Below are 19824 nucleotides of genomic sequence, written 5' to 3'. Positions count from 1 at the left end.
GCTGCTCTGAATAGTCTGACGCGCCAACTAAGGGAACCAAAATGAAAAAAGTCTACGCGAACGCGTCCGAAGCTTTGGACGGTCTGCTTTTTGACGGAATGACGATCGCAGCCGGCGGGTTCGGCCTGTGCGGCATCCCGGAGCTGCTGCTGCAAGCGATCAAAGAACACGGCGCGAAGGACCTGACATTTGCCTCGAACAACGCGGGCGTGGATGATTTCGGCATCGGCATTCTGCTACAGACCCGTCAGGTGAAAAAGATGATCTCGTCCTATGTGGGGGAGAACGCAGAATTCATGCGCCAGTATCTCTCGGGCGAGCTTGAGCTGGAATTCAACCCCCAAGGCACCCTGGCCGAGCGCATGCGTGCAGGCGGCTGCGGCATTCCCGGTTTCTATACCAAGACCGGCGTGGGCACCGTCATCGCCGAGGGCAAGGAACACAAGGATTTCGACGGCGAGACCTATATCCTTGAACGAGGCATCTTCGCCGATCTCTCCATCGTGAAGGCATGGAAAGCCGACACTACAGGCAACGCGATCTTCCGCAAGACTGCGCGCAACTTCAATCCGCCGGCCGCCATGTGCGGCAAGGTCTGCGTGATGGAGGTTGAAGAAATCGTCGAGCCCGGCGAACTGGACGCGGATGCAATCCACCTGCCCGGCATCTATGTGCATCGCCTGATCCAGGGCGAGCATGAAAAACGCATCGAACAGCGGACAGTACGCGCCGCGTAAGGACTGGGCTATGCCTGACAGCGTCTCACAACTTCTGGACGAGGACCGCGCGCTTGACGGTTTTTCGCGCGCGCAGGTCTCCATGATCCTGACCAACCCCAATCTGGAAGATAACCCCATCGTCTATGTGAACGAGGCCTTCCAGCGCATGACCGGCTATGCCAGATCGGCCACGATCGGGCGCAACTGCCGCTTTCTGCAGGGCAAGGACACCGACAAGGCGGATGTCGACCGTCTGCGCGATGCCGTCGCGCGCGGAGAAGACGTGACCGTTGATATCCTGAACTATCGCTCGAACGGGGAACCGTTTCTGAACCGCCTGATCGTCGCACCGGTCAAAGACGCGAAGGGGCGGTGCCAGTATTTCGTGGGCATTCAGAAGGAAATTCGCGAAGGCGATCTGGACACCAGCGCCGAAAAGGTCGGCCGCGAGCTTGTGGAAATCCAGAACCGCGTGCGCGCAGACCTGTCGATGGTCATTGACATGATCCGCCTGCAAAGCCGCGAAACGACGGCGCCGGAAGATTTCTTCGCCCTTTCCCGCCGGATCGAGACGCTGCAGATCCTCTATGAGGAAATGAAGCTCTCCGACAGCCGCTCGAACCGTGACTCGGTCGAACTGGGCAGTTTCCTGTCGCGCGTGGCCTCGGCCATCGCCCATATCGACGGGCGCCCCGGCATCCGCATGACCCTTCAGATCGAACCCCTGACCGTCCCGATCGAAGTGGCCACCCGTGTGGGCCTCGTGATGTCCGAAGTGCTTTCAAACGCCTATCAGCATGCCTTCGTCCGTCTCGAAACCGGCCTTGTCGAAGTGCGCATGTCGCGGCTGAGCGAAGGCGGGCTGCGGCTGATCGTGGCCGATGACGGCGTGGGCATCCCGAAAGAGGTGACATGGCCCAACAAATCCTCGATCGGCGGGCGCGTTCTGACCGGCCTGATCGAAGGGCTTGAGGGCACCTTGCAACTGGGACGCGGCGCAGCCGGGTCCGTGATTACAATTGACGTGCCTGCAGGTGCGTCGGACATGAACGAATAAGGACACGCATTCATGCCTTGGGACCGCAATCAAATGGCCGCGCGGGCCGCTCAGGAATTGCAAGACGGTTGGTACGTCAATCTGGGCATCGGGATTCCGACCCTGGTGTCGAACTACATCCCCGACGGGATCGAAGTGACGCTGCAATCCGAAAACGGCATGCTGGGCATGGGCCCCTTCCCGATTGACGGGGAAGAGGACCCCGACCTGATCAATGCGGGCAAGCAAACCATCACCGAACTGCCGCAGACCGCCTATTTCGACAGCGCGACCTCTTTCGGGATGATCCGCGGCGGCAAGATCGCCATGGCGATCCTGGGCGCGATGGAAGTGGCCGAAAACGGCGATCTGGCCAACTGGATGATCCCCGGCAAGCTGGTCAAGGGCATGGGCGGTGCGATGGATCTGGTGGCCGGCGTGGGCCGCGTGGTCGTCGTGATGGATCACACCAATAAACATGGCGACAGCAAGGTGCTGAAGGAATGCACCCTGCCGCTGACCGGCAAGGGCGTGGTGGATCGCATCATCACCAATCTGGGTGTTCTGGACGTGGTCGAAGGTGGCCTCAAGATCGTGGAAACCGCCGACGGAGTGACCGAGGATGAGCTGCGCGCAGCCACCCTCGCCACCATCGTCAACTGAGCCTTTGGCCCAATTCGACATCCAGCGCGAAGAAGACGGCAAGAAGGGCCGCTTCTTCCTTGTCCATGACGGGCATGAAGCCGAACTGACCTTCTCGATCCTGTCGCCCGGTATGCGGATCGCCGATCACACCGGCGTGCCCGACGCGCTGCGCGGCTCGGGCGCGGGTGCGGCACTCGTGGCCCATCTGGTCGAGACCGCGCGCGTCGAAGGCTGGAAAATCGTGCCGCTGTGCCCTTTCGTGAACGCCCAGCGCGCCAAACACCCCGAATGGGCCGACGCGTTCAACGTCTGAGCTTCAGTTCATCGCCGCAAAGACACATCCGTCCGAGATCAGCTCGGGCGGGGTCAGGCACAGGCCCTTGGCCACTTCGAACGCCGCCAGAACCTTGGGCACGTAATCGCGGGTCTCGGCATAGGGCGGCACGCCCGCGTGATCGCGCACAGAGCCCTCGCCCGCGTTATACCCGGCCAGCACAAGGATCGGGTCGCGCGCGAATTCCTTCATCAGCCAATCCAGATATTTCACCCCGCCCGCGATATTCTGCGTGGCAATCGTGCTATCGCTTACGCCGAACCGTTCCGCTGTTGCGGGCATCAGCTGCATCAGCCCCGTGGCCCCGGCGCTGCTGACCGCATCCGCCTTGCCCGCTGATTCAACCGAAATCACCGCCAGAACCAGGGCAGGCGAGACCTGCGTGCCGATCGTGCTGGTCAGAATATCCACCCCGTGGCTGCGCGCGATATCCTGCAGATGCTGCAGCCGCGGGGCCTTCACCTGCTCGGCCGCGCCACGCAGGGTCTGGATCGCTGCATCCAGCCGCCCCGGCCCGCTTTCCGTCAAAGATGGCGAGATCTTGTCCCAGAACCACGCATAGCGCCCCACAGCCGCGCCGTCGGGCACCGCGGGCAGAACGGCGGTCACCTCCTCCACCGGGCGTTCGGGCAAGGGGGGCACTGCCGGGTTCGCCCGGGGCGGTACCTGCACCGTGATGCGCTTGGTCGTGCCCGGCGCGGGCGGCTTGACGCGCTTGGCCTCGAAACTCCCGCCATTAAGCGCCTGCGCGAAGCCCAGCCCCGGCAGCGCAATGCCCAAGGACACGCCGAAAACCAGCGCGGAAAGATATCTGACCATGTTTCGGAACCTGCTGCTCGATCCGATTTTTCTGCACTATCCGCGAAAACGGCACTTCAGACCAGAAGAATCCTCTTTAAGCGGAAATCCGGCGAATCTGCCGATTCTTGCCGAAATAGGCGCTTTGGGCGGTCAAAAACCTACCCAACCGTTAATTTCGACGCGAAATTTTCAAAAGCCCGCCTTATTCGCGCCCTATTCCGGGGGCTAATTAACCCCATCGAACCGGCGCAGACTGAAGTGAGAGACAGTCATTGTACGCGGCGATTTGAGTTACTTTAACATACCTTCCTGGAGGGACGAAAATGCTGAACTTTATCAAAAACTTCCGTAAAGACGAAGACGGTGCTGTGACTGTTGACTGGGTTGTTCTGACCGCTGCCGTTGTGGCACTGGGCGGCGCTGCCTATGCATCGATCGAAACTGGTGCTGAAACCATCACCGGCAACATCGCAACGGCTCTGAACGTGACGCCCGACACCGGCCTGGGCGGCGAATAATAGCTTCGCTGCTTTCGTAGCGTTGTTAAGGGGGCCGCGTCCATTCTTGGACGCGGCCTTTCTTGCTCCTGCACAAAAAGTTGCCACCGATAAGGGGTACAGTCATGTACAGACGCGTAAAATCATTCTTCTGCGAAGAAGACGGCGCAGTCACTGTTGACTGGGTTGTTCTGACCGCAGCAGTTGTTGCACTGGGTGGCGTTGCCATCGTGAGTATTGAAGGTGCATCAGGCAGTGTTGGCACTGCCGTTGAAACCGGCCTTGCCGCCGCGCAGGTCAGCATCGGTCTTTACGGTAACTAAACCACGCATTTGCGCCGCGACACCGGGTCGATCTTCATCGTCTCGTCGCGGCGCAGACATTTTTTGGCCACGATCCCTGGCTACAATCGGGGTCTAATAAGCGGATCGTCCAACGATCCCGGACAATAAGCAGAGCAGAAACGAAAGGTTACGGCATGCGTATGGTGTTTGGATTGGTGCTGATCGTGGGCGTAGGCCTTGCGGGCGGCGCCGTCATGATGGCCAAGAACTATATCGAGGCCTATCAAATGGAGCTGGCCAAGGAACGCGCAGCGCGCGAGGCGATCGTCCCCACGGTCGAGGTGCTGGTGTCCAAATCTCCGCTCCGCTATGGCGAGATTCTGAAACCCGAAGCGGTCCGCGCGGTGCGCTGGCCCGAAGATGCGGTCCCCGAAGGCGCGTTTTTGTCGAAAGATGCGCTGTTTCCCAATGGCAATGCCGAACCGCGCTTTGTTCTGCGCGCCATGGAAAAGGACGAGGCCATCATGGCCATCAAGGTCACCGCCCCGGGCGAGGATGCGGGCCTGATCTCGCGCCTGGAAAAAGGCATGCGCGCCTTCGCGATCCGCGTTGACGTGGCCTCGGGCGTGTCGGGCTTCCTGCGCCCAGGTGACCGCGTCGATATCTATTGGACGGGCCGCCTGCCCGGCAACAACAACCGCACGGATGTGACCAAGCTGATCGAAAGCGGCATCACCCTGATCGCCATCGACCAGACCGCGGGCGGTGATCTTGACGGCGCCGTGATTGCGCGCACCGTCACCGTGGCCGCGCGCCCCGATCAGGTGGCCAAGCTGGCCCAGGCCCAAAGCACCGGTGGCCTGTCGCTTGCCCTGCTGGGTGCCGATGACGACACCGTTACCGGCCGGATCGAAGTCGACCAGAACGCGCTGTTGGGTCTGGCCGAAGCCGAGATCATCGAACAGAAAAAGGAACGCGTGTGCACAATCCGCACCCGCCGCGGCGCCGAGGTGGTCGAAATCCCGATCCCCTGCACGAACTGATCCTTTAATCGTGCACCATCAAATGCTTGAGAAGCCAGGCTCAAACACGGCCTGGCTTTTCCACATCTAGGGGTTCCGTTGTTTATAAACAGATTCCCTTGTGGTTGTTGCGGGATATCCACATGCAAAAACCTCCGGAAATAGTTGATTCTTGCAATAAAATCGGAATTGCCGCACAGTAACCGTAATCGCGGGCGAAAAGACCCGTACCCTAGAGGCGTGATCGGAGAGGCAGGTCACATGACATTGAGAAGTACTTTGAAAGCGGCCCTGCTTGGGCTGTCGGTCCTTTGTGTACCGCTTGCGGGAACCGCTCAGGCGGAAACCCTGCGGGTCGTCAAGAAAGGAACGTCATCCACCCTCAACGTGCCAATGAACCGCGCGGTTGTGGTGGAAAGCGATGTCCCCTTCGCTGAACTCAGCATTGCAAACCCGGGTATCGCGGATATCTCCTCGCTCTCGGATCGCACGATCTATGTGCTGGGCAAATCGCCGGGCCTGACCACACTGACCCTGCTGGATGGCGCCGGTCAGCTGATCACCAACGTGGATGTGAAGGTCGCCGCCGATGTGACCGAGTTCAAGGAACGCCTGCGGCAGATCCTGCCCGGCGAAAAGATCGAAATTCGCACCGCGAATGACGGTATCGTGCTTTCGGGTACGGTCTCCAGCTCTCAGAACCTGCAACGCGCACTTGATCTGGCCGAACGCTATGCACCCGAGCGCGTGTCGAACCTGATGAATGTGGGCGGTGTGCAGCAGGTCATGCTGAAAGTCCGCTTTGCGGAAATGCAGCGGTCTGTCACCAAATCGCTCAGCTCCTCGCTCTCCCTCGGCGGCTCCATCTTTGGTGGCGACGTCGGCGTCTCGGGTGGGTCGGGCACAACCAACACCCAAGGGGCCGTCACGAACTCCCTGGGCGGCAATATTCCCAACCTGAACGACAACACCGGCGCCATCCTCTTTGGCTTCGGCTCGGGTTCGCTGCAAGTGGGTCTCCTGCTTGAAGCGCTTGAGCAGAAAGGCGTTGTCCGCTTCCTGGCCGAGCCGAACCTGACCGCCCTTTCGGGGCAAGAGGCCAAGTTCCTCGCCGGTGGCGAATACCCCGTGCCGGTCAGCCAGGAAAACGGCGAAATCACGGTTGAATTCAAACCCTTCGGGATCGAGCTGAACTTTGTCCCCCGCGTGGTGAACAAGGACAGCATCAACCTCGAACTGCTGGCGGCAGTGTCGGATATCGACCCGACCAACGGCATTTCGATCAACGGGTTCGAAATCGACGCCTTCTCGCGCCGCGAAACCTCGACCACGGTTGAACTGCGTGACGGCGAAAGCTTCGCCATTGCCGGGCTGATCGAAGACAACTTCATCGACAGCAACCGTCAATTGCCCTGGATCGGCGATGTGCCGGTGCTGGGCGCGCTGTTCCGCAGCGCCAACTACCAGCGCAGCCAGACCGAGCTGGTGATCATCATCACCGCCCATCTGGTCACCCCAACCCGGGGCGAGGCGCTGGCCCTGCCCACCGATCGCGTGAAACCGCCCACCGAACAGCAACTGTTCCTCTTTGGTCAGGTGTCGCGCAACGATCGCAGTGGTAACCGCGCTGCAAACGAAGTCGCCAAGCAGGACTTCAGCGGCTCCTACGGCTATGTGATGGATTGATCTCATGAAAAACAAACACATCACCGCAGTTCTCTTGGGCACCAGCCTGATGACCCTCGGCGCGTGCAGCCCGGTTGGCTTCTTCTCGGAAGCGGGCTCGCGCCTCGACACCGGGTCCTTCGGCAACGCCACCATGAACAACATGATGGTGCAGTCCGGCGAAGAAGGCTACATGCTGGACCTGGCCAAACGGTTCTCGGAACAGGTGCCCTCCACCGTCAATTTCGAGTTCAACCGGTCCGAGCTTGACGAATCCGCCCGTGCGATCCTGCGCCAGCAGGCCAACTGGATCCGTCAGTTCCCCGAAGTGCGCTTCCGCGTCTACGGGCACACCGATCTGGTCGGCTCCAACGCCTATAACCGCGGACTTGGTCAGCGCCGCGCCAACGCGGTCGTGAACTATCTGGTCAGCCAGGGCATCAGCCGCTCGCGCCTCGAAGCGGTGGTCTCGTTCGGCGAGACACGGCCCCTGATCGCCACGCAGAACCGCGAACGGCGCAACCGCCGCACAGTGACCGAAGTGTCGGGCTTCGTGAAATCGCATCCGCGCGTGATCGACGGCAAATACGCCCAGATCATCTATCGCGAATATGTCGCCAGCGCGACGGCCGTCTCAGGACTGACCGGCGTGAATGGCGGCGGCAGCGACGAATAATCACCTGAATACTCAGGGCGTTTCCGGTTCTATCGGGAACGCCCCTTTGTCGAAAGGCGCCCTCCCCCACATCCCCCGAGCGCGCGATTTTCGACCCGGATCTCCTCCCCACATCTCCAAAACAATATCCGCCATCTGGCCGGTATCGTTCCGCAATACCCAACAATTGGAGCTTTTTGGCCCAACTATTGCCCAGATTACCCGCGACATTCGATCCGTAAGGGGGGCGTACGTTCCCCCAGAGGTCGGAATAACAGCGGGCAGCCGGGCAAGATGGGGGCAAGAAAAGCCACCGCGTCGCTCAGTTGACCTGTTCCTGACTAAGAAGGACGAAGGTAATGAGCAGCGGAATGCCGCAACCCGAAATGAGCCCGATCGTCGCCTGCACGATCAGCCGGGACGTGCAGAACTTTGATCTTCTCATCGAAGATATGGAGGCCGCGGTCGGCGAGAACTGGGGCGATCTGAGCTTTGATGACGCGTTGGCCTTTTTCGGCCAGCCAGATGCAGAATCCCTGGAATTCGTGGCCCTTGCGATGGACCAGTCCGACGAGGAAAACCTCGTCCTGCTGGGCCAGATCATCGCTCAGGCCAAAAAGCGCAACATCAAGGTTGTTCTGATCGCCGAAGACGTCTCGCCGGGAACGCTGCACCAGCTGCTGCGCAAGGGCGCGGATGAATTCGTCCCCTACCCGCTTCCCGAGGGCGAATTGCAGGCCGCCATCGAAAACCTGCGCAACCGCCCCGAGACGTCGAAATCCCAAAACAGCCCCCAGCTGAAATCGGGCGAGGCCAAGGAAGGCGCGCTTCTGGTTGTTCACGGTCTGGCGGGTGGTGTCGGCTCGACCACCATTGCCACGAACCTGGCCTGGGAACTGGCCAATCTGGGCGGGGACAGCCCGCCCAAAGTGTGCTTGATCGACCTTGATCTGCAATTCGGTACGGTCTCGACCTATCTGGATCTGCCCCGTCGCGAAGCGGTGTTCGAGATGCTCTCGGACACCGAAAGCATGGATGAGGAAACCTTCGGCCAGGCGCTTCTCAGCTTTGAAGACAAGCTGCAGGTTCTGACCGCGCCAACCGATATGATCCCCCTGGATCTTCTGTCGCCGGAAGACGTGTCGCGCGTAATCGAAATGGCCCGCAGCCATTTCGACTATGTCATTGTCGACATGCCCTCCACCCTGGTGCAATGGACCGAAACCGTCCTGCAGGCGGCCCATGTCTATTTCGCGGTGATCGAACTGGATATGCGTTCCGCCCAGAATGCCCTGCGCCTCAAGCGCGCACTGCAATCCGAGGATCTGCCCTTCAACAAGCTGCGCTTCGCATTGAACCGCGCGCCGGGCTTTACCGATCTCAGCGGCAAAAGCCGCGTGAAGCGGATGGGCGAATCCCTGGGCATCTCGATTGATCTGCAGCTTCCCGATGGCGGCAAACCGGTGATGCAGGCCGGCGATCACGGCCTGCCGCTTGCCAGCTCCAGCGCGAAGAACCCTCTTCGCAAGGAAATCGCGAAACTCGCACAATCCATCTTCGAGCTGGGCGAAAGCCCGGCCGAGGCAGCCTAACCCGATCAGCAGGTATACCCATGTTTTCCAAGTACAAGAAACCAAACGGCACACCTGAGGCGGTGAAAGCGGCCCCCGCGGTCGCGCCTGATCTGAAACCCGTTGGCGATGCCGCCCCGAAACCGGCGGCGATGCGCAAACCCATGCCCAACAAGGCCGCCGAAGCCGCGCCCATGGACCGCGAGCGCAAGCGCAAAGAGCGTATGGGCGAGATCAAGCTGGAACTGCACCGGGCGCTGCTGGAAAACCTCAACCTTTCTGCGCTGGAACACGCGACCGAAGCGGAACTGCGCACCGAAATCAGCTCGATCGCCAGCGAGATCCTGGAACAAAAGGGCATCGTGCTGAACCGCGAGGATCGGCAGACGCTGAACAAGGAACTTTACGACGAAGTGACGGGGCTCGGGCCCCTTGAAACGCTTCTGCAGGACGAAACCGTTAACGATATCTTGGTTAACGGCCCCAAACAGATCTTCGTGGAACGCGCCGGTAAGCTGGAACTCAGCGACGTCACCTTCAAGGATGAAAAGCACCTTCTGCGGATCATCGACAAGATCGTGTCGGCCGTGGGCCGGCGAGTCGATGAATCGAACCCCTACGTCGACGCCCGTCTCGCCGATGGCTCGCGTTTCAACGCGATGGTGCCGCCGGTGGCGGTGGACGGCTCTCTCGTTTCCATCCGGAAATTCAAGAAAGACAAGCTGGGCATTGACGACCTGGTGAAGTTCGGCGCCTTTACCGAGGAAATGGCCGCTTACCTGCAAGCCGCCGTCGCCACACGTCTGAATGTCATCGTGTCGGGCGGTACCGGTTCGGGTAAAACCACCACGCTGAACGCGCTGTCGTCCTTCATCGACAACTCCGAACGGATCCTGACGATCGAGGATACGGCGGAACTTCAGCTCCAGCAGATCCATGTGGGCCGGATGGAAAGCCGCCCGCCCAACGTGGAAGGTAAGGGCGAGGTGTCGCCGCGCGACTGTCTGAAAAACGCCCTGCGGATGCGTCCCGACCGCATCATCGTGGGCGAGACGCGCGGCGAGGAAGTGATCGACATGCTTCAGGCCATGAACACCGGCCACGACGGATCGATGACCACGATCCACGCCAACTCGGCCCGCGACGGGATCAGCCGTCTGGAAAACATGATCGCCATGGCGGGTGTGGAAATGCCGCTGAAGGCCGTGCGCTCCCAGATCGCATCGGCTGTGAACCTGATCGTGCAGGCCTCGCGTCTGCAGGACGGCTCGCGCCGCATGACCTCGATCACCGAAATCACCGGAATGGAAGGCGATGTGATCTCGATGCAGGAAATCTTCCGCTATCAGCGTGTGGGCCTGACGCCCGACAACAAAATCATCGGCCATTTCACGGCCACCGGCGTGCGCAGCGCCTTCTCGGAACGGTTCCGGATGTGGGGGTATGACCTGCCCGCATCCATCTATGAACCCACGGTTATGGGGTAAGCAGCCATGCCTATCAGTGCAGAACCAATCATCTATGGTATGATCTTCATCGCCGTTCTGGCGTTGGTCGAAGGCATCTATCTGGTGGCCTTCGGCAAATCGATCAGCCTGAACAACCGCGTCAATCGCCGGTTGGAAATGCTCGAAAAGGGCGGTCGCCGCGAACAGGTGCTGGAACAGCTCCGCAAGGAGATGCAGCAGCATATGAAATCGCGCTCCATCCCGCTTTATTCGCTGCTGGCGGAACGCGCGCAAAAAGGGGCCATCGCCTTTTCCCCACGCCAACTGATCATGATCATGATCGGGCTTGGCATCGTCTCATTCGTGGGCCTGACCGTCGGCACCGAAACCGAAACGCCGATCCGCGTCGCCATTTCGGCCTTCATCGGTGTGGGCGCGGTGTATTTCTGGGTCAACTCCAAGGCCAAGAAACGTATCGGCCTGATCGAAGAGCAACTTGCCGACGCAGTCGAACTGATGGTGCGCAGCTTGCGTGTGGGCCATCCCTTCGTCTCAGCCATCCAGATCGTCGCGAAAGAGGTTCCCGACCCGCTGGCCACCGAAATGGGGATCATCGCGGACGAGGCCTCCTATGGCCGCGACATCGCCGAAGCGATCAACGAAATGGCCGAACGGCTGGATATGCAGGATTTGCGCTTCCTCGCCGTGGCCGTGGGGATCCAGCAGCAATCCGGTGGTAACCTGGCCGAAATCCTCGACGGTCTGGCCAAGGTGATCCGGGCGCGCTTCCGCCTGTTCCGCCGCGTGAAAGCGATCACCGCCGAAGCGCAATGGTCAGGCAAGTTCCTGTCGGCCTTCCCGCTGGTCTGTCTTGCCGTGATCCAGGTGACCTCGCCCAATTACTATGACGACGTGCTGGACCACCCCTATTTCATCCCCGCCTGCTTCTTCGTGGGCATCATGCTGACCCTGAACCTTATCGTCATGCGTCAGCTCACCAACATCAAGGTGTGACCGGGAGAGTACCATGAGCTTTCTGACCAATATCAACGACTTCCTTAAACTGCATCTGGGCGATTTCGGTCCCCTGATCGTGGTCGGCATCCTGGGTCTGTTCATGATCCTGCTCACGATCCCGTTCATGCTGAACCAGCCTGAAGATCCGCTGAAAAAGCTGCAGCGCGGGTCACAGCCGAAAAAGGCCAAGAAATCTGACAAGGAACGCCTGCGCACCGCCGGCCGGAACGAACAGCTTGAGAAATTCGCGAACTTTCTCGAACCCCAGGACGTGGACGAGCTTTCGGCCATGCAGCTCAAGCTGACGCAGGCCGGGTACCAGTCACGCGACGCGGTCCGGATGTTCCACTTTGCCCAGTTCGCCCTGGGTCTGGCCGGTCTTGTGCTGGGTGTGGTCTATGTGGCCTTCCTTTCCGGCGGTCAGGAGTTTTCGACCCAGAAAATCGTGATGTTCACTCTGGGCCCCGGTGGCGCTGGCTATATGCTGCCCAAATACTGGGTGACCCGCCGGGTGGACGAACGCCAGCAGGCCATCGAACGCGCCTTTCCCGATGCGCTCGACATGCTGCTGGTCTGCGTTGAAGCCGGTCAGTCGCTGGATCAGGCGATCATCCGCGTGGCCAAGGAACTGCGTGTCTCCTATCCCGCTTTGGCCGACGAATTCGAAATCGTCGCATACGAAATGAAAGCCGGTAAGGAACGCAGCGCAGTTCTGCGCGATATGGGCACCCGCTGCGGCGTGACGGATGTGAACTCCTTCGTGACCGTGATGATCCAGTCGCAAACCTTCGGTACCTCCATCGCCGAAGCGCTGCGGGTCTACGCGGGCGAGATGCGGGACAAACGCGTGATGCGCGCCGAAGAAGCCGCAAACAAGTTGCCAACCAAGATGACCCTTGCCACTATGGGTCTGACGGTTCCGCCCCTTCTGGTCATCCTGATCGGGCCATCGGCGCACAACATCTCGATGATGAGCTCGATGTAAGAACCAGGCAGCAACGCACGGGCATAACATGCGGCTGGAGCAGATGAAAAAACACCCAGCCCGCATGTGGCACAGCGCTTGCGCATTGATTTTGACTTTCGGATTGGCCGCCTGTTCACCAGGCGGCTTTTCCCGTGACGATGGCAGCCCCTTTGCACCCGGCACCGATCTGCGCGGTGAGGCCGTCGATGGCGTCGAAGTGGGTCACCGCCTGATGCAGGCCGGCCAATATGAACTGGCCCTCGACGCGTTCACCCGCGCCGCGCTGGAACAGGGCCTCACGCCCGAGATCATCTCAAGCATGGGCACCGCCAACCTGGGACTGGGCCGTCTGGGCCAGGCCGAAGAGCTGCTGCGCCGTGCCGTGCGCGAAGAACCCGAATGGCCCGAAGCCTGGAACAATCTGGGCGTTTTGCTCATGGAACAGGGCCAGACAGCCGAAGCTGTCGAAGTTTTCAAGCGCGCTTTTGCGCTGGATGATGGCGAAAGCACATCAATTCGGGACAATTTGCGCTTAGCACTCGCAAAATCCGAAAATACTGATAATAATGTCTTGCAAGAACAACAATATAAACTCGTGCGACGGGGAAGCAGCGACTTCCTGATACAAACAGCCGAGTAACATTGAGCCAGAGCAGTAAAAGGACGCAAAAATGCGCCATCCCCTTTTTCTTGTGCTGTCCCTGTCAGGGGCTTTCATGCTGTCGGCCTGCGCCGAAAGCGGTGAAGAAACGGTTGAACGGGCCTTTCAGGACGTCAATGTCGTCGATGAAACCAATCTCAGCGACGTGATGCTGACCGTGGCCGACCCGAACGAGGCGGTCACCTATTTCCAGCGCACGCTGAAAGAACAGCCTGACCGCATCGACTTGCAGCGCAATCTGGCCAAATCTCTGGTCCGTGCGCGGCGCAATACCGAAGCCGTCCCCGCCTGGGAGCGCGTCGTAAATCACGCCGAAGTCACCAATGATGACCGCGTGGATTACGCCGATGCGCTGATCCGCAATGGCAACTGGGACAAGGCCGAAGCCGTGCTCGACGCCATCCCGCCCACCCACGAGACCTTCAAACGCTACCGGCTTGAAGCGATGGTCGCCGACAGCAATAAGGAATGGTCGAACGCCGACAGTTTCTATGAAACCGCGATGGGCCTGACCACACGGCCAGCCGGCGTGATGAATAACTGGGGCTATTCCAAACTGTCGCGTGGCGATTTCTCCGAGGCCGAGCGTCTTTTCGGCGAGGCGATCCGCCAGGATGACACGCTGTTCACCGCGAAAAACAACCTTGTCCTGGCCCGCGGCGCGCAGCGCAACTATTCCCTGCCCGTCGTCCCGATGAGCCAGATCGAACGTGCCAAGCTCTTGCATACATTGGGACTTTCGGCCGTGAAACAGGGTGACGTGGAAACCGGCAAGGGCCTGTTGCGCGAAGCCATCGACACCCACCCCCAGCATTTCGAAGAGGCGGTGCGCTCCCTGCGGGCGCTCGAAGCAGGCTGACGCCATGGCGCTAAGTGCAAGCGCTGCGCTGTGGTATCTGCCCTTCGTTCTGCCGATCTGCCTCTACGTCGCCTATACTGATCTGCGCGACATGAAGATCAAGAACGAGGCCGTGCTGGCTCTGGCCGGCCTCTTCCTGATCCTTGGGCTGATCACCCTGCCCCTGCCCGAATACGGCATGCGCCTTCTGCAAATGCTGATCGTGCTGGTTGTGGGCATCATCCTCAATGCCGCCGGCGCGGTGGGCGCGGGCGACGCCAAATTCGTGGCTGCCGCCGCCCCGTTTGTCCCGCGCGAGGACGGCATCCTTGTCCTGATGATCTTCTGCGCCACGCTCCTTGCGGCCTTTGTCACCCACCGGATCGCCAAATATTCCCCCCTCCGCCGCGCCACGCCACATTGGCAAAGCTGGGACCGCGGCTGGGATTTCCCCATGGGACTGGCACTTGGCCCGGCCTTCCTGGCCTATCTCGCGCTGGCGATCGCACAAGGCAGCTGACTGCCTGAAAAATCGCGTCAAAACACCGGTTTTGGCCCATTTTGGCCACAAAACTCCGGCAAGAGGGCAAGAAAAGAAAACATGAGGCGTTCCCGATGAACATGCAGCCCCAATCCGTCATGGCCCCGCCATTGCCCCGCTATCTGGAAGACATGCAGCTTCCGGTCGTGATGATGCGCGACATCCTTCTGAAAACGATCTTCCGTAAATCGGTCTCTACCGTGTCGGAAATCGCCCGCGCCATCTGCCTGCCCGCCTCGGTCACGCAGGAACTGATCGACATGACGCGCGAACAGAAACTGCTGGAAGCCACCGGTACGCTGAACGCCAACAGCGGCAACGAAATGGGCTATCAGCTGACTGACGCCGGTAAATCCCGCGCGCTCGATGCGCTCTCGCAATCCGAATACTACGGGCCGATGCCGGTGCCGCTGACCGTCTACCGCGAACAGGTCGAACGCCAGTCGATCCGCAACATCCAGATCACCCGCGATCAGCTGATCAATGCCATGGGCCACCTGATTCTGCCCGATGATCTTCTGGACAATCTCGGCCCCGCCGTCAGCTCGGGCCGGTCGATCCTGATGTATGGCCCGCCAGGTAACGGTAAATCCTCGATCTCGAACGGGATCCGCGACGCGATGGGCGACAAGATCTATGTGCCTTTCGCCATTGAATATTCCGGGCAGGTCATCACCGTTTATGACCCCATCGTGCACACCGCCGCGATGGTGCAGGAAGACAACCCGAACCAGCTGCGCCGCTCGTCGAACCGCTTCGACAGCCGCTATGTGAAATGCGAACGCCCCACGGTGATCACCGGCGGTGAACTGTCGCTCGACATGCTGGATCTGGTCTATAACCCGAACGCCAAAACCTATCAGGCCCCGCTGCAGCTGAAATCCACTGGCGGCATCTTCATCGTAGACGACCTCGGCCGCCAACAGGAACCGCCGCAGGCACTGGTCAACCGCTGGATCGTGCCGCTGGAAGAAAGCAAGGATATCCTCGCCCTCCAATCGGGCGAAAAATTCGAGGTGCCCTTCGACACGCTGGTGATCTTCTCCACCAACTTCCACCCGAACGAGATCTTCGACCAGGCCGCCCTCCGCCGGATCTTCTACAAGATCAAGATCGACGGCCCCAATCAGGAAAACTTCCTGAAAATCTTCGCGCTGGTGGCGCGCAAGAAGGGGATGCCGCTGGACGAAAAGGCATTGGTGCATCTTCTCAAGGTCAAATACCCGACCATCAAGAACATTTATGCAAACTACCAGCCGGTCTTCCTGATCGACCAGATGATCTCCATCTGTGAATTCGAAGGCCTGCCCTACCAGATGTCTCCCGAACTGATCGACCGCGCCTGGGCCAACATGTTCGTCAAAGACGAGCATATCGTGAAATGATCGGCGTTGCGGGCTGTGGGCGCATGGGCGCGCCCATGCTCGCCGCGTTGCGCAAGGCGGGGTTCGATGCCAAAGGCTTCGATATCCGCCCTTCTTGCGAATTTGGCCCTCTGGAACCACATGTCACCAACAATGCGGCTGAATTCGCGCAAAATCTGGGCACGCTCATCACGGTCGTTCGCGATATCGCGCAAACCGATGACGTTCTGTTCGGCGCGCAGAACTTCACCTCCGCAAATTCTCTCAAGCGGATCATCATCTGCTCCACCCTCTCGCCCCGCTATGTCAGGGCTTTACGCGACCAAATCCCCGATCACATCACCCTGATCGACGCACCGATGTCCGGTGCCCAGATCGCCGCGGAAGAGGCGCGGCTGTCCTTCATGCTCGGCGGTGAGCCTGCAGAAATCGAAGATTGTAACCCTATTTTCGCCGCAATGGGGACACATTTTCACAAAATGGGCCCTTTCGGCGCAGGCATGCAGGCCAAGGTGCTTAACAACCTTCTGGCCGCCTCCAACACCGCCATGACCCGGCTGGTGCTGGATTGGGCGGATCAGGCCGGGCTTGACGAAACCGCCCTGCTGAACCTCATCCACACCTCCTCCGGCCAGAACTGGTTCGCCTCGAATTTCAACGACATCGAATTCGCCCGCGACGGGCTCGCACCCGACAACACCATCGCAATCCTCGTCAAGGATGTCGCCAGCGCCCTTGACGCGGCTCCCGAGGGCGCCGACACCGCCCTGCCCGAAACCGTGCAGGCAGCCATCTCAAAACTCCCCCCCCGCCCTTCTTCTTGCTGAAAATACGGCGGGGGAGGCCCGCAGGGCCGGGGGCAGCGCCCCTAGAATGCACCACATCGGTGCACGTGCTATGCATGGGTTGTGCACGCCGTGTGTGCAGCCCCAAATCCCCCTTGGACCCTCCGCACGTTCGGTTTACCTCTCGTCCATGCGCGCCCTTCCCGACAGGTTTCAAAACTGGTTTTCCGCCAAGAGCTGGTCCATCCATCCCCACCAGCAAGACATGCTCGATCGCGCCGACGATCCCGCTCTCCTCCTCATCGCCCCCACCGGCGGCGGCAAGACACTCGCAGGCTTTCTGCCCACCCTCGTTGACCTTTCCGAGACGCCCCATGACGGGCTGCACACCCTCTACATCTCCCCTCTCAAGGCGCTGGCCGCCGATATCAAGCGCAACCTGACCACCCCGGTCACCGAAATGAACCTCCCCATCCGGATCGAGGACCGCACCGGCGACACCTCCGCCACCCGCAAGAAACGCCAGCGCGCCGACCCGCCGCATATCCTGCTGACCACGCCGGAAAGCCTCGCATTATTAACATCTTACGAGGACGCGCCGCGCATGTTCGCGGGCCTCAAGCGGGTCGTTGTCGATGAAATCCACGCACTTGCCGAATCCAAACGCGGCGACCAACTCATGCTGGCCCTGGCCCGCCTGCAAACCCTCTGCCCTGACCTGAAACGCGTGGGCCTCTCCGCCACCGTGGAAGACCCCGCCGCCATCGCACGCTTCCTCGCCAAACACCCCGACCCGTGCGAAATCCTGATGGCCGATCCCGGCCCCGCCCCCGATATCTCCATGCTGGTGACGGACGAGGCCCCGCCCTGGGCTGGCGGCGGCGCAAAATACGCGATCCCCGCAGTGCTGGAGCAGGTGAAACAGCACAAAACCACCCTGATCTTCCACAACACCCGCGCGCAGGCAGAGCTTTTCTTCCACAATCTCTGGCTGGAAAACACCGACAGCTTGCCCATTGGCATCCACCACGGATCCCTCGACCGGCAGCAACGCGAACGCGTCGAAGGGGCGATGGTGCGGGGCGAGTTGCGCGCGATTGTCTGCACCGGATCGCTCGATCTGGGGATCGACTGGGGCGATGTGGATCTGGTCATCCAGATCGGCGCGCCGAAGAATGTCAAACGATTGGTGCAACGGATCGGCCGCGCCAATCACCGGTATAACGCGCCCTCAAAGGCGCTCTTGGTGCCCGCCAACCGGTTCGAGGTGGTGGAATGCGTCGCAGCCCTGGAGGCCGTCAAGGCAGGCGATCTGGATGGCGACCCGCGCGGCCCCGGCCCCATGGACGTGCTCTGCCAGCATATCCTGATCACCGCTGCCGCCGGCCCTTTCGATGCCGATACGCTTTATGCCGAGGTCACCACCGCCGGTGCCTATCACGACCTCAGCCGCGAAGATTTCGACGCCTGCCTCGACTTCTGCGCAACGGGTGGTTATGCGCTGCGCGCCTATGACCAATGGAAGCGCCTGCAACAGCGCCCCGATGGGCAATGGCAGCTCCGAGACCCGCGCGCGGCGCAACGGATCCGAATGAATATCGGCACCATTCAGGACACCGACACCCTGAAGGTACGGCTGAAAAGATCCCGTGGTGGCAAGCCCTTAGGCGAAATCGAGGAAGGGTTTGCCGCCTCTCTCACCTCGGGCGACACCTTCCTGATCGGCGGTCAGATCGTGCGCTATGAGGGTCTGCGCGAAATGACGGTCGAGGTCACCCGCCGCGCCGACAAAAAGCCCAAGATCGCCACCTTCATGGGCACGAAATTCGCCACCTCCACGCAGCTGTCGAACCGCATTCTGACCATGTTCCGGCAAGACGACTGGCCCAACCTGCCGGGCCACACCGCCGATTGGCTGGCGCTTCAGCGCAAGGTGTCGAAGTTGCCCGAACAGGGCCGGTTGCTGATCGAAACCTTTCCCCATGACGGACGCGCACAGATGGTGGTTTACGGATTTGCCGGGCGCAACGCGCAGCAAACCGTGGGCCTGCTGCTGACCAAACGATTGGAGGAACTGGGCCTCAACCCCCTGGGCTTTGTCGCGACGGATTACGCCACCCTGATCTGGGGGTTGGACCACATCACCGATCCGAAACCCTTGTTTGATATCAATGCCCTGCGCGACGGGCTGGATACATGGCTTGCAGGCAACGCGGTGATGAAACGCACCTTCCGCGCCTCGGCCACCATCGCAGGGCTGATCGAACGCAATATCGGCGGGCAACGCAAATCCGGGCGGCAGGCGACGTTTTCCTCCGACATCCTCTATGACACTTTGCACAAATATGACCCCGACCACCTGATGCTGAAAATCACCGCTCAGGAGGCTTTGCGCGGCCTCGTTGATTTCGGCCGTATCGAAGAGATGGCCACCCGTGTCGGCAACCGGATCGACCATATGCACCTTACCCGCATCACGCCATTGGCGGCCCCCCTCTTCCTGGAACCAGGTCGCGTGCCGATCAAAGGCCTTGCGGAAGAACGCCTTCTGGCCGAAGAGGCTGAAAAGCTTTTGGAAACAGCAGGTTTGGCCGATCCACCACAACCCCGCAAACCGCAATGGCGCGTCGGTTTCTAAGATGAACCGCTTGATTTTCGCCGCCTGATCCGGCACAGAACGGAACATGAACGGACACAGCTTCACTCTTGCCGGAACCGAGCTTGTCGCCATGGGCTCAGGTGCGCTCTGGTGGCCGGATCAGCAGTTGCTGTGTGTGTCCGATCTGCACCTGGGCAAATCCGAACGCGTGGCCCGTCGCAGCGGCATGACCCTGCCCCCCTATGACACGCGCGACACGCTGAACCGACTGGCCGCCGACCTCGCCATCACCCAGGCGCGCACCGTTGTCTGCCTGGGCGACAGCTTCGACGATCTGGGCGCGGCGCAGGCCCTGCCCGAAGATGAACGCCTGTG

Annotated in this window: 22 protein-coding genes; 21 read left to right on the top strand and 1 reads right to left on the bottom strand. The window is 60.5% G+C overall.

The genetic code is table 11. The features are described from left to right. The first annotated feature begins 41 nt into the window (after positions 1-41). The 4 genes from TR61_RS10065 to TR61_RS10050 are packed head-to-tail and all read left to right on the top strand — an operon-like array spanning position 42 to position 2713. Positions 42-737, top strand: coding sequence for a CoA transferase subunit A (locus tag TR61_RS10065; RefSeq protein ID WP_050929860.1), 696 nt, complete (start codon positions 42-44; stop codon positions 735-737). Positions 738-747: 10 nt separating this feature from the next. Continuing rightward, on the top strand, positions 748-1776 hold the full coding sequence (locus TR61_RS10060) for a PAS domain-containing protein (RefSeq protein ID WP_050929859.1): 1029 nt from the start codon (positions 748-750) through the stop codon (positions 1774-1776). A 12-nt stretch (positions 1777-1788) separates the two neighbouring features. Further along, positions 1789-2418: a 3-oxoacid CoA-transferase subunit B gene (locus TR61_RS10055; protein WP_050929858.1), complete on the top strand. Its 630-nt coding sequence runs from the start codon at positions 1789-1791 to the stop codon at positions 2416-2418. A 4-nt stretch (positions 2419-2422) separates the two neighbouring features. Beyond that, positions 2423-2713 carry a GNAT family N-acetyltransferase gene (locus TR61_RS10050; RefSeq protein ID WP_216595383.1) on the top strand — a complete coding sequence of 97 codons (291 nt, stop codon included), beginning with the start codon at positions 2423-2425 and terminating at the stop codon, positions 2711-2713. A 3-nt stretch (positions 2714-2716) separates the two neighbouring features. Here TR61_RS10050 and TR61_RS10045 read toward each other — a convergent pair whose 3' ends face one another. Continuing rightward, on the bottom strand, positions 2717-3553 hold the full coding sequence (locus tag TR61_RS10045) for a lytic transglycosylase domain-containing protein (RefSeq protein ID WP_082181921.1): 837 nt from the start codon (positions 3551-3553) through the stop codon (positions 2717-2719). On the opposite strand from TR61_RS10045, the gene TR61_RS19915 reads away from it, so the two are divergent. From TR61_RS19915 to TR61_RS09965, 17 genes are all read left to right on the top strand, one after another. Further along, positions 3552-3764: a hypothetical protein gene (locus TR61_RS19915; RefSeq protein WP_157440881.1), complete on the top strand. Its 213-nt coding sequence runs from the start codon at positions 3552-3554 to the stop codon at positions 3762-3764. The genes TR61_RS10045 and TR61_RS19915 overlap by 2 nt on opposite strands. A 94-nt stretch (positions 3765-3858) precedes the next feature. Further along, positions 3859-4053, top strand: a complete 195-nt coding sequence (locus TR61_RS10040) for a hypothetical protein (RefSeq protein ID WP_050929856.1) — start codon at positions 3859-3861, stop codon at positions 4051-4053. A 104-nt stretch (positions 4054-4157) separates the two neighbouring features. Continuing rightward, on the top strand, positions 4158-4355 hold the full coding sequence (locus TR61_RS10035; RefSeq protein WP_050929855.1) for a hypothetical protein: 198 nt from the start codon (positions 4158-4160) through the stop codon (positions 4353-4355). A 155-nt stretch (positions 4356-4510) separates the two neighbouring features. Continuing rightward, a complete protein-coding gene (cpaB, locus tag TR61_RS10030; RefSeq protein ID WP_050929854.1) occupies positions 4511-5359 on the top strand; it encodes a Flp pilus assembly protein CpaB in 849 nt (282 codons plus the stop codon). A gap of 240 nt (positions 5360-5599) precedes the next feature. Continuing rightward, on the top strand, positions 5600-7024 hold the full coding sequence (locus TR61_RS10025; RefSeq protein ID WP_050929853.1) for a type II and III secretion system protein family protein: 1425 nt from the start codon (positions 5600-5602) through the stop codon (positions 7022-7024). Between the two features lie 4 nt (positions 7025-7028). Further along, positions 7029-7679, top strand: a complete 651-nt coding sequence (locus TR61_RS10020) for an OmpA family protein (RefSeq protein ID WP_050929852.1) — start codon at positions 7029-7031, stop codon at positions 7677-7679. A gap of 338 nt (positions 7680-8017) precedes the next feature. Beyond that, positions 8018-9250 (top strand): CpaE/TadZ family protein, encoded by a 1233-nt coding sequence (locus tag TR61_RS10015; protein WP_050929851.1) that lies wholly within the window; start codon positions 8018-8020, stop codon positions 9248-9250. A 20-nt stretch (positions 9251-9270) separates the two neighbouring features. Then, on the top strand, positions 9271-10716 hold the full coding sequence (locus TR61_RS10010) for a TadA family conjugal transfer-associated ATPase (protein ID WP_050929850.1): 1446 nt from the start codon (positions 9271-9273) through the stop codon (positions 10714-10716). Positions 10717-10722: 6 nt separating this feature from the next. Further along, positions 10723-11691 carry a type II secretion system F family protein gene (locus tag TR61_RS10005; RefSeq protein ID WP_050929849.1) on the top strand — a complete coding sequence of 323 codons (969 nt, stop codon included), beginning with the start codon at positions 10723-10725 and terminating at the stop codon, positions 11689-11691. A gap of 13 nt (positions 11692-11704) precedes the next feature. Beyond that, positions 11705-12679, top strand: a complete 975-nt coding sequence (locus tag TR61_RS10000; protein WP_050929848.1) for a type II secretion system F family protein — start codon at positions 11705-11707, stop codon at positions 12677-12679. A gap of 28 nt (positions 12680-12707) precedes the next feature. Further along, entirely contained in the window at positions 12708-13301 is a 594-nt protein-coding gene (locus tag TR61_RS09995; protein ID WP_082181920.1) for a tetratricopeptide repeat protein, read from the top strand. A 31-nt stretch (positions 13302-13332) separates the two neighbouring features. Beyond that, positions 13333-14181, top strand: a complete 849-nt coding sequence (locus tag TR61_RS09990) for a tetratricopeptide repeat protein (RefSeq protein WP_050929847.1) — start codon at positions 13333-13335, stop codon at positions 14179-14181. 4 nt (positions 14182-14185) lie between these two features. Beyond that, positions 14186-14680 (top strand): prepilin peptidase, encoded by a 495-nt coding sequence (locus TR61_RS09985; protein WP_050929846.1) that lies wholly within the window; start codon positions 14186-14188, stop codon positions 14678-14680. Positions 14681-14775: 95 nt separating this feature from the next. Further along, entirely contained in the window at positions 14776-16086 is a 1311-nt protein-coding gene (locus TR61_RS09980; protein WP_050929845.1) for an ATPase, read from the top strand. Continuing rightward, the gene (locus TR61_RS09975) at positions 16083-16892 is read left to right on the top strand and encodes an NAD(P)-dependent oxidoreductase (RefSeq protein ID WP_082181919.1); all 810 of its coding nucleotides are present in this window, start codon (positions 16083-16085) and stop codon (positions 16890-16892) included. The genes TR61_RS09980 and TR61_RS09975 overlap by 4 nt, the downstream gene beginning before the upstream one ends. A 148-nt stretch (positions 16893-17040) precedes the next feature. Continuing rightward, positions 17041-19488, top strand: a complete 2448-nt coding sequence (locus TR61_RS09970) for a ligase-associated DNA damage response DEXH box helicase (RefSeq protein WP_050929844.1) — start codon at positions 17041-17043, stop codon at positions 19486-19488. 46 nt (positions 19489-19534) lie between these two features. Next, positions 19535-19824, top strand: a 290-nt coding sequence (locus TR61_RS09965) for a metallophosphoesterase family protein (RefSeq protein ID WP_483756983.1), incomplete at its 3' end; no start/stop codon positions are given.

The sequence above is a fragment of the Aestuariivita boseongensis genome, from assembly GCF_001262635.1.
GTDB classification, from domain to species: Bacteria; Pseudomonadota; Alphaproteobacteria; order Rhodobacterales; family Rhodobacteraceae; genus Aestuariivita; species Aestuariivita boseongensis.
Note: the sequence above shows the minus strand (reverse complement) of the source record. Positions and strands in the feature narration are given on the sequence as shown.